At 74.9% G+C, this 14332-nt stretch carries 8 protein-coding genes and 1 pseudogene; all 9 read left to right on the forward strand.

Annotation, left to right across the window (positions count from 1 at the left end; genetic code table 11):
• Positions 1-315 precede the first annotated feature (315 nt).
• Positions 316-2523 carry an aminotransferase class III-fold pyridoxal phosphate-dependent enzyme gene (locus R4Z63_RS28660; RefSeq protein ID WP_384445210.1) on the forward strand — a complete coding sequence of 736 codons (2208 nt, stop codon included), beginning with the start codon at positions 316-318 and terminating at the stop codon, positions 2521-2523.
• The gene (locus tag R4Z63_RS28665) at positions 2520-2945 is read left to right on the forward strand and encodes a nuclear transport factor 2 family protein (protein ID WP_037916465.1); all 426 of its coding nucleotides are present in this window, start codon (positions 2520-2522) and stop codon (positions 2943-2945) included. The genes R4Z63_RS28660 and R4Z63_RS28665 overlap by 4 nt, the downstream gene beginning before the upstream one ends.
• Positions 2946-2992: 47 nt before the next feature.
• Positions 2993-6757, forward strand: a pseudogene (locus R4Z63_RS28670) (amino acid adenylation domain-containing protein); the annotation flags it as partial.
• A gap of 16 nt (positions 6758-6773) precedes the next feature.
• Positions 6774-9371, forward strand: a complete 2598-nt coding sequence (locus R4Z63_RS28675) for a thioester reductase domain-containing protein (RefSeq protein WP_491522641.1) — start codon at positions 6774-6776, stop codon at positions 9369-9371.
• Entirely contained in the window at positions 9364-10608 is a 1245-nt protein-coding gene (locus tag R4Z63_RS28680; RefSeq protein WP_078555863.1) for a cytochrome P450, read from the forward strand. The genes R4Z63_RS28675 and R4Z63_RS28680 overlap by 8 nt, the downstream gene beginning before the upstream one ends.
• Positions 10609-10646: 38 nt before the next feature.
• Positions 10647-10859 carry a ferredoxin gene (locus R4Z63_RS28685; RefSeq protein ID WP_037916470.1) on the forward strand — a complete coding sequence of 71 codons (213 nt, stop codon included), beginning with the start codon at positions 10647-10649 and terminating at the stop codon, positions 10857-10859.
• Positions 10856-12268, forward strand: coding sequence for an FAD-binding oxidoreductase (locus R4Z63_RS28690; protein WP_384445205.1), 1413 nt, complete (start codon positions 10856-10858; stop codon positions 12266-12268). Before R4Z63_RS28685 ends, R4Z63_RS28690 begins: the two co-directional genes overlap by 4 nt.
• Positions 12258-13496 (forward strand): MFS transporter, encoded by a 1239-nt coding sequence (locus tag R4Z63_RS28695; RefSeq protein ID WP_384445203.1) that lies wholly within the window; start codon positions 12258-12260, stop codon positions 13494-13496. Before R4Z63_RS28690 ends, R4Z63_RS28695 begins: the two co-directional genes overlap by 11 nt.
• Positions 13478-14317 carry a TauD/TfdA dioxygenase family protein gene (locus tag R4Z63_RS28700; protein WP_384445201.1) on the forward strand — a complete coding sequence of 280 codons (840 nt, stop codon included), beginning with the start codon at positions 13478-13480 and terminating at the stop codon, positions 14315-14317. Before R4Z63_RS28695 ends, R4Z63_RS28700 begins: the two co-directional genes overlap by 19 nt.
• Positions 14318-14332: the final 15 nt, after the last annotated feature.

The following is a 14332-nucleotide window of genomic DNA, read 5'->3' on the forward strand; positions in this document are numbered from 1 at the left end:
CCCCGGGCGGCGGGGGAGCGTACCTGACAGCGCGCTCCCCGTCGCCCGGTCCTGGCCGGCGGCAGTTCTGCCGACGGTGTGGAGTCCGGCGCCGTGTGTGTCGCGGTCTCCTGGGGTCCGGGGCGGCGGGCAAGTGCACCTGACAGCGCGCCCCCGCCGCCCGGCCCTGCCCGGTGCCGGCCCGCTGATCGGCCTTCGCCCGGCCTCGGTACCGCCGGCCGCGCGCCGTGGCCGACCCCGCAACCGGTTCTGCCAAGAACACCGGGTCCCGCGGACACCCGCCGCCGGGATCCCTCCCACGAGCGAGATGGCGTCATGAACCCGAACCCCCAGGCCCCACCCGGCCCCGTGTCGCACCTGCGCCCGGCCGGCCCGCAGACCCTCGGCATCCTGGCCGACCTCATCGCGCAGGAACAGCCCGTCTTCGCCATGCCGTCCTGGTTCGTGACCGCCGAATCCGCGCAGGCCGGCCACCTCCTCAGCGAGTTCGTCCGGGAACTGGGCGACCGCCCGGCCGGCACCCGCTACCGCAGTTTCTTCGCCAACTCCCGCTACGAGGCCCTGCACGGCGCCGTCAAACTGCTGCGCCACCGCGCCGCCGCGACCGCCGCCGTCCACCGAGGCCGGGTCCTCGTCCTCGACCCCGACGGCACCCTCGCCCGCCGCGCCGACCCCCTCGCCGAAGGCCCCGACCTCGCCCTCGCCCCCGGCCTCCTCACCCACACCACCGTGGACGGCCTGCGCTCCGCCCTGCAGGGCACCGGCACCCCGGTGTGCGGGCTCGTCGTACGCGCCCCCGAACTCCTCGACGACAGCGCCCGGGCCGCCGTCGCCGAACTGGCCCGCACCGCGCGCGCCACCGGAGCCCGCATCGTCGTCGACCTCAGCGACATCGCCCCGGACAGCCCGGCGGACCGCGCCGTCACCGCGCTCCGCCCCGACCTCGTCGTCCTCGGCGAATCCCTCACCGGGCACGAGGTCCCGTTCGGCGCCTTCACCGGCACTCACGACACGTTCGAGCCGTGGACCACCCCGCAGACCGGATTCCTGCATTCCAACACCTACGGCGGCAACACCGTCGCCATGCGCGCCGTCATCGCCCGGCTGCTGCCCCGCTGGGACGCCGCCGCCCCGGTGCACCGCGTCCTCGCGGCGGCCGCCGCAGACCGGCAGGCCACCCTCGACCTGTACGCCCGCCACGTGAACCCGATGGCGGCGCGCATGCAGCGCAAGCTGCACGGCGCGCTGAACGTCGTCCGCGCCAAGGGCTCCCGGCTCACCGTCCGCCTCGACTCGGGCCGCGAACTGGACCTGGTCGACGGGCTCTGCGGAGCCGGGCTCGGCGTGGCCGGCCACAACCCCGCCGATGCCCTGACCGACGTCGTACGGGGCCACGACCCGGCCCGGGGCCACGTCCGCGAGCTCGAAGAGGTCCTGGCCCGGGAAACCGGCCTGCCCCACACCTTCCCCGCCGTCAGCGGCGCGTCCGCGGTGGAGAGCGCCATCACCCTGGCCCGCCTCGCCCGCCCCCGGCAGCGGCGCATCGTCGTCTTCAAGCACAACTACGGCGGCAAGACCCTCGTCTCCCTGCTGGCCACCGCCGCCGACCGCACCCGCGCGCCCTTCGGCCCCCTCTACGACGACATCCGCTACATCGACCCCTTCACCCCGCACGCCGTCGACGAGTTCCGCGAGGAGGCGGCCGGGGGCGACATCGGACTCGTGTGGATCGAACTGGTCCACGGCAGTTCCGACGCTTACACCGCGATCCCCGGCCCCCTCCTCGACACCGTCACCGAGGGCCGGGCCCAGCACGGCTACCTCGTCGGCGTCGACGAGGTCCTGACGTCCTACTACCGTTGCGGCACTCGCTTCGCCCACCACGGCCGGCTCCCCGACATCGACCTCATGAGCCTGTCCAAGGCACTGAGTTACGGCTGTTTCCCCACCGGCGCCGCCCTCGTATCCGACGAGGTCCATGAGGCCGCGCACAGGACCAACCCGCTGCTGGTCGAGGAACTGCGCACCCACCACGCCCACGGTTTGGGCGCCCACTTCGCCCTCCAGGCCATCGGCCAGGTCGACGCCCTGGGCCTGCCCGAACGCGTCGGGGCCCTGTCGGACCTGGTGCGCGCCGGGCTCGCGGCCATGGACGACGGGCCGCGCGGAGTGGTCGGCCGCCGCTTCGCCGAGGGCATGCTCGGCCGGTTCGAACCACGCGTACCCGGAGTCCTCGGCCGCTTCGTCGACCCCGAAGGCGAGTGGATGACGTACGCCCTCATCCTCTGGTGGATCAACCGTGCCCGCGCCTTCGTCGTCTACGACGTGTTCCTGCTGCCGCTGACCGCCACCGAGCGGGAGATCCGCCAGGTCATGCGCAGCGCCCGCCGGCTCTCCCGCACCGGCCCGGTCCGGCTCCTCGCCCACGCCGCCCTGTTCCGGCTGGGCCAGCGCCTGTCCGGCCGGCCGAAGCGGCGTACGCCGCGCACCCGCACCCCCGCCTATTCGAGGAACAACGCATGAGCACGCAGAACGTGGAAGTGATCCGCACCTTCTTCCGGTTGTTCGACGAGGGCCGCCTCGCCGACATCGAGTTGCTACTCGCCCCCGACTTCGAATGGGTCTACCACGGCCCCGCCTCGCTGCCGTGGGCCGGCGTCTACCGCGGCGTCGAGGGCTTCCGCGAGTTCTTCGCCATCGTCCGCGAGCTGATCCGGGTCCAGGAGTGCGAGGCCTACGACTACCTCGACGCCGGGGACCGGATCGTGGTGCTGGGCGTGAGCCGCACCCTGGTCCTGGCCAACGAGGCGCGCTACGAGGCCCAGTGGATGAACGTGTTCACCGTCCGCGATGGACTGATCTCCCGCTACCTCGACCTCTTCGACACCGCCAGCGTCGTCGAGGCCCTCGAACGCGCCCCGCAGGAGGTGACCCCGGCTCCGTGAACACCACCACTGAAACCGCCACCACCCTCGGCGCGGCCTTCACCGCCGTGGCCCGGGCCCACCCCCACCGCACGGCGCTGGTCCGCGGCGACCTCCGGATCGGCTACGGCGAACTCGCCGCCAGGGCCGAGGCGGCCGCCCGGCTCCTCGCGGGCCGCACCGCCCCCGGCGAGCCCGTCGGGATCTGCGCCCACCGCTCGCCCGGTACGATCGCCGCCCTGCTGGGGTCGGTCCTGGCCGGGGGCGCCTACCTGCCCCTGGACCCCGACGCGCCGGACGACCGGATCCGCTCCCTCGTCCTCGACAACCACCTGCGCACCGTCTTCGCCGCCGACCGGGACGTCCCGAGGCTGCGTGCCTTCCTGCCCGCCGAAGTAACGATCCTGCCGGTCGACGAGAACGCATCGGATCCGGCCCTCGGCGCGGCGCACGCCGCCGTCCCGGAGGCCGCTGCGGGGCCGGACTCCCCGGCCTACGTCATCCACACCTCCGGCAGCACCGGCGCCCCCAAGGGCGTCCAGGTCGCGCACCGTTCCGTCCTCGCGCTGGCGCACGCCCCCGAGGCCGGACTGACGGCCGCCGACACCGTCCTCCAGCTCGCCCCGCTCCACGTGGACCCCTCCGTCTTCGAGATCTGGGGCGCCCTGCTGAACGGCGCCCGGCTCGTGCTGCCGCGGTCCGACCGGCCCGGCGTGCACGACATCGGCCGGGAGTGCGCCCGCCACGGGGTGACCGTCCTGCGGCTGGCCGCCCCGCTGTTCCGGCTGGCGATGGAGCACATCGCGGCCGACCTGCGCGGGCTGCGCCTGTGCATCTCGGGCGGTGACCGGGCCGACGCGGACGCGGTGCGGACCGCGCTGCGCGAGCTGCCCGGCTGCCGGATCGTCAACGGCTACGGGCCCACCGAGACCACGGTCTACGCCTGCTGGCAGACCTTCGACACCCCGGACGACTGGGACAGCGGCTGGCGGGACGTGCCGATCGGCCGCCCCTTCGCCGGGGCCACCGCCCACGTGCTGCGCCCCGACCGCACCCCCGCCGCGCCGGGCGAGGAGGGTGAACTCTGCATCGGCGGCCCGGGCGTCGCCCGGGGCTACCGCGGCAGGCCGGAGCAGACCGCCGAGCGGTTCGTCCCCGAGCCCGGCCGGCCCGAACGCACCGCCTACCTGACGGGCGACCGGGTCCGCCGCCTCCCCGGCGGCGAACTGGCCTTCCTGGGGCGCTTCGACGATCAGGTCAAGATTCGCGGCCACCGCGTCGAACCGGCCGAGGTGGAACGCGCGCTGCTGGCCCACCCCGCGGTCCGCGAGGCCGCCGTGGTCCCGTACGGCCCCACGGCCACCCGCCGACTGGCCGCCTACGTCACCCTGACACCGGGGGCAGCCCCTGCGCCGGAGGCCCCGGCCTCCCCGGCAGTCCCCGAGGCCCCGGCCGATCCGGACGCCCGGCCCGACCTGAGCGTCCCGGATCTGGATTCCCGGGCCACCTTCGGCGCCCCGGCCGACCGGGATGCCCCGGCCGCCCTTGGCGTCGAGGCCGACACCGATGCCCGGCCCGGCCTCGGTGTCCAGGCCGCCGTGCTGACCGCCCACGTCGCCCGGATCCTGCCCGAACCGGCGGTTCCGGCCGTCGTCTCCGTGTTGCCGGAGTTGCCGACCACTGCCAACGGCAAGGCCGACCGCCGTCTGCTCGCCGCCCTCGCCCACCGCGCGGCCGCGGCGGTCCCCGGACCGGCCGGCCGGGCCCCGGCAGGCGCTGGTGCGGAGGCCGACGTCCTGCGCGCCGTTTCCGGGCACTGGGAGGCCGTCCTCGGCCGAGTCGTCGGCCCGGACACAGACTTCTTCGCCGCCGGCGGCGACTCCCTGTCCGCGATGGCGATCCTGGCCCGGCTGGAACGCGACCAGGGCGTGGCCCTGACGATCGCCGACCTGTTCACCACCTCGACCGTCCGGGCCCTGGCGGCCCGCGTGGCCTCCGCCACCGCCACCGCCACCGCCGCCGTATCGCCGGAGCCCGCCCCCGACGCGGACCCCGGCCGGCTGCCGCTGTCGCCCGCCCAGGAGGGGATCTGGTTCGAGCAGGAGGCCACCGGATCCACCGACCGGTACGTCATCGGACGCAGCTACGCCGTCGACGGCCCGCTCGACCTGCCCCGGCTGCGGAACGCCCTGACCCTGCTGGGCTGGCGCCAGGCCGCCCTGCGGACCGTCGTACGGCGCGACACAGACGGCTGGTGGCAGAGCCTGACTGCCGACCCGGGCGCCGCGCTGCGCCATACGGACCTCACCGGCCTTCCGGCCGGAGAGCGCCGGGACCGGGCCCGCACCCTGGCCGCCGAGCACCGCGCGGCCGGGCCGGACGCCGAAGGCACCCGGCTGCTGCGCACTCTGGTGCTCACCCTCGACGCCCGGTGCACCCTGATCCACTTCGCCGTCCACCACGCCATCGCCGACGACTGGTCCCTGGACCTCTTCACCTCCGAACTGTCCGCCCTGTACGCGGACCCGGCCGCGGACCTGCCGCCCCTGAGCCCGGCCTACCCCGAGTACCTGCGCGACGCCCTCGAACCCCGGCCCGAACGCCTCACCGCCGCGACCCGGTTCTGGCGCAGTGCGCTAGACGGGGGAGCCGCCGGGCTCGACCTGGTCACCGACCGCCCCCGCCCCGCCGTCCTCAGCGGATCCGGCGACCGGGTACGGCTGCGGATCGGCTCCGGGCAGCGCGCCCGCCACGCCGAGGCCGCCCGCCGGCACGGCGTCAGCCCGTACATGTTCTGCCTGGCCGGCGTATACACGGTCCTGGCCGCCCACAGCGAACGCGACACCCTCACCCTGGGCGCCCTCGCAGCCGGACGCAGCCGGGCCGGGGCACAGGACCTCGTCGGCTGCTTCGTCAACCTGCTGCCCGTCCGTGTCGAGGCGGACGCGGACGCCACGGCCGACACCCTGCTCGCCCATGTCCGCACCGCCTGCACCCAGGCCCTGCACCACCAGGACGTCCCCTTCCAGACCGTGGGCCGGGAACTCGCGCCGGCCACCACCGCACGGGCGGCCGTCCCCTTCCAGGCCGTCGTCAACTACCGCCAGCGCCGGCCGCGTCCGCTGGAACTGCCAGGTGCGCGGACCGAGCCCTGGGACGCCGACGATCGCGACACCGCCACCTTCGAGCTGGCCTTCACCTTCCAGGAGGAGGGCGACGGCCTCGACGTCGAGGTCGAGTTCAGCACCGACCTCTACGACCGTGCCACCGCAGCGCGGCTGGCCGGCCAGCTCGCCGCCGTACTCGACCGCCTCGCGGACGGTGACCCGCCCCTGCGGAACGTCACCCTGTACGAACCGGGGGAGTACGAGCGGCTCAGCCGCGCCCCGGAACCGGCCCCCCGGCGGGTGCACACCACCCTCCCCGCCCTCGTCGCCCGGCAGGTCGCGGCCCGCCCGCACAAGACCGCGGTCGCCGACGCCGGCACCAGCCTCACCTACGCCGAACTCGACCGGCTCGCCGACTCCGTGGCCGCCCGCCTCGCCACCCGCGGGATCCGCCCCGGCGACCGCGTCGCCGTGTGCCTGGAGCGTTCCCCGTTCCTCGCCGCGACCCTCCTCGGCGTGCTCAAGACCGGAGCCGCCTACGTGCCGCTCGACCCGGCGTACCCGGCGCAGCGGCTGCGCCACTGCATCGCCGACGCCGATGCCGGCGCGCTGGTCTGCGCCAAGGACACCGCCGACACCCTGTTCGGGCCCGGCACGGAGGCATCCGAAGGACCGCCCGTCCTGGACATCGAGGCCCTCACCGCCCCCGGCGAGGCGGCCGAGCCCGCCGCGGACCCCGGCGATCCCGCCGCCCCGGCCTACGTCATCTACACCTCAGGCAGCACCGGGGCGCCCCCGCGGCGTCGCCGTCTCCCACCGCGCCGTCGCCAACACCCTCCTCGCCTGCCTCGCCCGGCACCCCTTCACCGCGGACGACGTCTGGCTCCAACTCACCTCGCCCGGCTTCGACGTGGCCGCCTTCGAGCAGTTCATGCCGCTCATCTCCGGCGCCACCCTGGTGTACGCGGACGACGCCACCCGCGCCGACAGCCCGGCCCTCACCCGAACCCTGCGCACCGCCGGAGTCACCGTGATGGTGACCGTGCCCTCCCTGCTGCGCGCCCTGGACCGTCCCGACCTGGCCGGTGTGCGCGTGCTGCTCGTCGCGGGCGAGCCCGCGGACGTCCACGACACGCGGCACTTCGCCCGGGATCGGGTTGTCATCAACGGATACGGCCCGACCGAGGCGGCGATCCTGGCCACCACGCACCGGGCCGACCCCGCGGAGGCCCGGGCCAGGGTGCCCGTGGGCACCGCCCTGTCCGGCACCGCGGCCCACGTCGTGGACCGCCACGGACGGCTCGCGGCCACCGGCGTTCCCGGCGAACTGTGGCTCTCCGGCGCCGGACTCGGCGACGGCTACCTGGGCGACCCGGAGCGGACGGGCGAGCTGTTCACCGCCCATCCCGCACTCGCCGGCGCCGGACGCTGCTACCGCACCGGGGACCGCGTGCGCCGACTGCCCGACGGAGCCGTCGACTACCTCGGCCGGCTCGACCACCAGATCAAGCTGCGCGGCTTCCGCATCGAACTCGGCGAGATCGAGGCCGCGCTCGCGGAACACCCCGGCGTCAGGGAGGCCGTCGCCGTCCTCCTCGGCACCGGCACCGGCACCGACGCCGAACTCGCCGTCGGCTACGTCGGCACCGCCGCGCCGCAGGACGCGCGCGCCCACCTGGCCCGGCTGCTCCCGGGCCACATGGTGCCCCGGCTGGCCGTACCCGTCCCCGCCATCCCGACGGGCAGCCACGGCAAGGCCGACCGGTCGGCGCTCGCCACCCGGCTGGCCGCCCATCGGCAGCGGCCGCTCCCGGCCGAGGGCCCGGCGGACGGCACCGAGCGGCGGCTGCTCGCCCTGTGGGAGGACGTCCTCGGCGGGCCGGCCGGCTCCCCCGGCGAGGACTTCTTCGCACTCGGCGGCCACTCCCTGCGGGTCATCCGGCTCCTGGGCCGCATCGAGCGGGAGTTCGGCGTCCGGATCGCCGTCGCCGACTTCCTAGCCGAGCCGACCGTACGCGCGGTCGCCCGCCTGCTGCGAGGGCCCGACCCGGCGGCGGCCCCGTCGAAGACCCCCGGTACGGACTCGCTGACCGGCCCGCTGACCGGCCCGCTGACCGGCCCGCTGACCGGCCCGCTGACCGGCCCGCTGAGCGGTCCGGCGACCCTGCCGGTCGGGCCGGACGACGCGCGGCTCGACCCCGCCCTCGTCTTCCCCGACCGGCCCGGCTCCTTCGACCCGCACGACGCCGTGCTGCTCACCGGGGCCACCGGGTACGTGGGCTCCCACGTCCTGGCCGAGTTACTGGACCGCACCACGGGCCCGGTCCTGTGCCTGGTCCGCGCCGCCGACACGGACGCCGCCCGCAGGCGTCTGGCCGCCGCCCTGCGCCGCCACGGGCTGCGCGGTGACGCCTCGGACCCGCGGATCGTGCCCGTACCCGGGGACCTGTCCCGGCCCGGCCTGGGTCTCGACGCCACCCACCGGGAGCAGGTCCTGCGGGCGAAGACCCTCCTCCACCTGGGCGCCGAGGTTCACCACGTGTCCGGCTTCCACCACCTGGCCGCCCCCAATGTCGGCGGCACCGCCGAACTCCTGCGGATCTGCGCACAGGGCCGGGCCCGCCTCCACCACGTCTCCACCCTCGGAGTGTTCCGGGACGGCCCCGACGCCGGCACACGCCCGCGCACCATCACCGAGGTCACCCCGACCGCCGGCGAACGGCACCCGCGCGGCCGCGGCTACGCCGCCGCCAAGTGGGCCGCGGAGCACCTCGTCGCACAGGCCCTCGAACGCGGCGCCGACGCCCGGATCTACCGGCTCGGCCGGGCCGGAGGCAGTACGACGGGCGCCATCAGCGAGGACGACTTCCTCAGCCGGCTCCTCGTCACCTCCACCACCCTCGGCTGCCACCCCGACGACCCCAGGCTCGCCACCGACGCACTGCCCGTGGACACCATGGCCCGGGCCCTGGTCGCGCTGGCCCTCGCCGACGGCGCCCCGGGCACCGTCCACCACCTGCACCACCCCCGGCGGACGCCGCTGGCCGAGCTGATCGCCGTACACGACCGCCGCACGGGCCGGACCACCCCGGCGGTTCCGCTGGATACCTGGCTCGGCCGCCTGGCCGACGCCGAGGCCCGCGGCACCGCGCTGCCCGCCCTCGCCTACCGCGAGTACTTCCGGGACCTGTGCGACCACCCGGACGCCCGCCTCCCCGACTACCGCAACGACGCCACCCTCGCCGCCCTGCGGGCCCACGGAATCTCCCCGCCCGCCCTGGACGACGCCCTCGTCGGCCGCTGGTGGCAGAACCTCGACCGGAGCACCCGCGATGACTGACCCGATGGCCGACGCGACGACCGACCCGATGGCCGACCCGACGACCGACCCGCACTACCCCATGGACCGGCAGTGCCCGTTCACCCCGCCCCGGGAGGCCACCGCCATCCGGGAGGCGGGCACCGTGCCCCGCGTGACGCTGTGGAACGGGGTCCGCCCCTGGCTGTTCACGGGTTTCGACGACGCCCGTACCGTGCTGTCCGACCCCCGGTTCAGCGCCGACAAGAGCCGCCCCGGCTACCCACTGTCCAGCGCCGTCGCCCTTGCCGAGACCGCCGTCGAGCCGACCCTGCTCGTCATGGACAACCCGCGCCACGACGCCCTACGGCGCCTGGCACTCGGCGAGTTCACCGTCAAACGGGCCGAGCAGTGGCGCCCCGCCGTCCGCGCCGTCATCGACGACTGCCTGGACCGGATGCTCCGCGGCACAGAGGCCGACCTGGTGGCCGACCTGGCCCTGCCCGTCGCGCTCACCGTCATCTGCGAATTCCTCGGGGTGCCCTTTGAAGACCGCGAACTCTTCCGCGGTCTGACCCACACCATGAACGTCGTCGCCGGTACCACCGAGAGCGCCGCCGCCGCCCGGCAGGCCCTCCAGGACTACCTGGAGGAGCTCGTCGCCGCCGCCGAACGGGAACCGCGCGACGGCTTCATCGGCCGCATGGCCGCCCGTCACCTGCCCGACGGGACCATGACCGGGCGCCAACTCGCCGCGATGGCACTCCTGTTGCTCACCGCCGGCCACGACACCACCGCCAACATGATCTCCCTCGGGGTGCTGACACTGCTGCGCCACCCCGACCACTTCGCCGCCCTCGGCACGGACGACGACGACCCCGAGCTGCTCGCCGACACCGTCGAGGAGATGCTGCGCCACCTCACCGTGGTCCAGCGCGGCATCCGCCGGATCGCTGTCGAGGACGTGGAGGTCGGCGACCGGCTCGTACGGGCCGGGGAGGGCGCCGTCGCCGCCATCAACGTCGCCAACCGGGACCCCGCACGCTTCCCCGCCGGCGAGCGGTTCGACCCCGCCTCCCGCGCGCACGGCCACCTCGCGTTCGGGTACGGGCCCCACCAGTGCATGGGCCAGTCGCTGGCCCGGGTGGAACTCCAGGAGGCCTACGCGGCCGTGGCCCGCCGGATCCCGACGCTGCGCACGTCCGTACCCGTGGAGGAGATCCGCTTCAAGTCCGACATGGCCGTGTACGGGCTGCACGCCCTGCCCGTGACCTGGTGACCCCGCCGCCCGTCCCCCGTACCGAAGGAGCCGACCCCGTGAAGGTCACCCTCGATCCCGAGCGCTGTGTCGGCGCCGGCCACTGCGTCCTGTCCGCCGCCACGGTCTTCGACCAGGACGAGACCGACGGCATCGTCCTGCTGCTGGACCCGGAACCGGCCGCGCACCTCGCCGACGCCGTCCTGGAGGCTGCCGACCTGTGCCCCGCCCGGGCGATCCTCGTCACCACCCCCGGCGGGCGGCCGGCATGACCGCCTCCCTGCTGGACGCCCTCCGCGCCGCCCTCGACGGCGAGGGCGCCCTGGTCACCGACCCGGACGTCACCACCGGATATGCCCACGACATGATGCCGCTCGCCCCGTACGGCCGGCCGCTCGCGGTAGTCCTGCCCGCCTCGGCCGAGCAGGTGCAAGCATGCGTACGGGCCTGCGCGGCGGCCGGCGTCCCGATCGTTCCCCGGGGCGCCGGAACGGGCCTGACCGGCGCAGCCAACGCCGTCGACGGCTGCGTCGTCCTGGCCACCACGCGGATGAACCGGATCCTCGAACTCGACCCGGACAACCGGATCGCCGTAGTCGAACCCGGCGTCGTCAACCAGGACCTGAAGACGGCCGCCGCCGCGCACGGCCTGTACTACCCGCCCGACCCCTCCAGCCTCGACACGTGCACCCTCGGCGGGAACCTGGCCACCAACGCGGGCGGCCTGTGCTGCGGCAAGTACGGGGTCACCGGCGACTACGTCCTCGGCCTGGACGCGGTCCTCGCCGACGGCTCCCTCCTGCGCACCGGCCGCCGCACCGTCAAGGGCGTCGCGGGCTACGACCTCACCCGCCTCCTCGTCGGCAGCGAGGGCACCCTCGGGGTCATCACGCGGGCCACTCTCGCCCTGCGCCCGCTGCCCTCCGCGCCCGGCACCGTCATCGCGGCCTTCGACTCGGTGGCCCGGGCGGGAGCCAGCGTCAGCCGGATCGTCCGGGCCGGCCTCGTGCCCTCCCTCATGGAGATCATGGACGCGACCTCCCTGCGGGCCTCGTCTGCCTACCTCGGCACCGAGCTCGCTGGCGAAGGCGACCAAGCCCTGCTGCTCTGCCAGTCCGACGCGCCGGAAGGCACCCGCGAAGCCGAACTCAACCAGATGGAACGCATGTTCCGGCAAGCCGGCGCGGTGTACACGCACGCCACGCAGGACGCGGCGGAGGGCGCCCTGCTGCTGCGTGCCCGCCGGGTGAGCCTCGCCGCCCTCGAAGCCCGGGGCGCCTGCATGACCGAGGACGTGGCCGTGCCCCGCACCCTCATCGCCGATCTGATCGAGGGCTGTACGCGGATCGGCGCCGACGCGGGGCTGACCGTCGCGGTCGTCGGCCACGCGGGCGACGGCAACATGCACCCCACGGTCCTCTACGACGGCGACGACGCCGAGCAGTACGCCCGCGCCCGGACGGCGTTCGACGCGATTCTGGCCCTCGCCCTGTCCCTCGGCGGCACTATCACCGGCGAGCACGGAGTCGGCAAGCTCAAGCAGGACTGGCTGGAACGCGAACTGGGCCCGGTCGCCCTGCGCGTGCACCGCGACCTCAAGGACGCCCTCGACCCGGCAGGCCTGTTCAACCCCGCCGCCGTGTTCGCCCGGAGGCCGGCCGGGACCCGCCGTGCCGGCTGAGACCCTGCGGACGGTGGCCGGGCTCGCCCCGCCCCTGCGGACCCTGTTCCTCACCACCCTGATCTTCCGCACCGGCACCATGGCCTACCCCTTCCTCACCCCGTACCTGCTGGGCCGCGGAGGTCTGGACGCGGCCGAGGCGGGCCTGGCCGTCACCACCTTCGGGGTCGGCGCCCTCGCCGCGGACCTGGCCGCCGGACGGCTCCTCGCGAGGCTGCACCCGTACGCCCTGATGCGGGGCGGCTTCCTGCTGGGCGCCGCCGCGGTCACGGTGGTGCCGCTGCTGAACGGCCTGCCCGCGCTCATCACGGTGGTGCTGATCTGGGGGTTCGCGTACGAGATCGTCACCCCGGCGGCCTACGCTGCCACGATCGCCGGGTCACCGCCCGAGCAGCGCAAGGTCGCTTTCTCCTGCTACCGGCTCGCCATCAACCTCGGACTGTCGGCCGGCCCGCTCCTCGGGGCCCTGCTCTACGCCCTCGACCCGCACGCCGTGTTCTGGGCCAACGCCCTGTGCGTCCTCGCGGCTGCGGCGTTCCTGCACCGCTGCGGCGAACGCCGGCCCGCCGCCGGACCGGACACCGCCGTCGGCGGACCGGGCCACGGGACCCGCCCGCGCGGCCCGGTCCGGCAGACGACGGCCGAACGCACCCGGTTCTGGAGCGTGTTCGGCCTCTCGCTGCCCATCCAGCTGGCCTACGCGCTGCCCTCGGTCTTCGTCGGCGCCTACGTCATCGTCGGCCTCGGCCTGCCCGGCTACTGGGCCGGCGTCGTCTTCACCGTCAACGCCGTCGGGATCGTCCTGTTCGAGGTCCCGCTCAACATCCGCATGGCACGCGTCGGACACCTGGCGACGCTGCTGAGCGGCTACGCGCTCGGGGGCACCGGGTTCCTGCTCATGGCCCTTGCCGACAGCGGGCCGGAGCTGGTGCTCGCCACCCTCGTGTGGACGGCGGGGGAGATCGTCGTCTTCCCCGGCCTGCTCGCCTACGTCAGCCGGCTCTCCGGCCCAGCCGCCGACCGCAACATGGGCCTGTACTCCGGCGGCGTCAACCTGGCCTTCATCGCGGCCCCGCAACTCGCCCTGCACATCTCGGCCCCCGGCCACCCGGGCGCCCCGTGGGCGGCCGCCGGAGCGGCGGTCTGCGCCGCCTGCCTGCTGCTGCTCGCGGCCCGCACCAACCCGTACACCTGGCACAAGGAGGAACCGTGCTCAAGCGTGACCTGACCCCCTTCATCGGCGTCGAGTACAGCGGACTCACCCACGCCGAACTCACCCGCCCGGAGGTCTTCGCCGACGTCGTCGACTCCCTGCACCGGCGCGACCTCGTCGTCGTCCGCGGCATCGAACTCACCCCCCGGCAGCAGATCGGCCTCGCCGCCCGCATCGGCCGCCCCGTCCCCTTCCTCCTCGCCGACTGGCGCCACCCCGAGTTCGCCGAGATCCTCGTCTCCTCCAACGAGCGCAAGGACGGCCTGCCGGTCGGGATCGAGCGGGTCGGCCACTTCTGGCACCAGGACTCCTCCTTCGACGCCGACCCCTCCGCCTACACCGTGCTGCACGGCGTCCACGTGCCCGAGGACCACGGCCACACCGTCTTCGCGAGCGCCGCCGACGTCTACGACCGGCTGCCCGAGCAGTGGCGCACCTTCCTGGAGGACCGCGTCGGGCTGCACACCCTCACCAAACAGCAGCGCATCGCCCCCGAGCACGTGGGCCTGTCCATCGCCGAGGTACGGGCCCTCATCGCCCGCCAGTACCCGGCCGTCGAACACTCCGTCGTCCGCCGCGACCCGCACACCGGCCGCCGCTTCCTGTACGCCGCCCGCGCCTACATGGACCGGGTCGTCGGCCTCGACGCCAACGAGAACGAGGCGTTCTTCGACCTCGTCGACACCCTCCTGGCCGACCCCAACCGGAGCTACACCCACCGCTGGACCCCGCACGACCTGCTGCTGTGGAAGACAGCCACCACCTACCACGTCGCCACCGACCTGCCGCCCGGCGTCTCCCGGACCGTCCACCGCGTCAGCGTCGCCGCCGCGTGAGCGGGCCCCGGCACC

This window comes from Streptomyces sp. PL-29, assembly GCF_058344425.1.

Coding starts and splice junctions, on each gene's coding strand:
- R4Z63_RS28690 (WP_384445205.1), top strand. CDS start 10,856: ATGACCGCCTCCCTGCTGGACGCCCTCCGCGCCGCCCTCGACGGCGAG.
- R4Z63_RS28680 (WP_078555863.1), top strand. CDS start 9,364: ATGACTGACCCGATGGCCGACGCGACGACCGACCCGATGGCCGACCCG.
- R4Z63_RS28660 (WP_384445210.1), top strand. CDS start 316: ATGAACCCGAACCCCCAGGCCCCACCCGGCCCCGTGTCGCACCTGCGC.
- R4Z63_RS28665 (WP_037916465.1), top strand. CDS start 2,520: ATGAGCACGCAGAACGTGGAAGTGATCCGCACCTTCTTCCGGTTGTTC.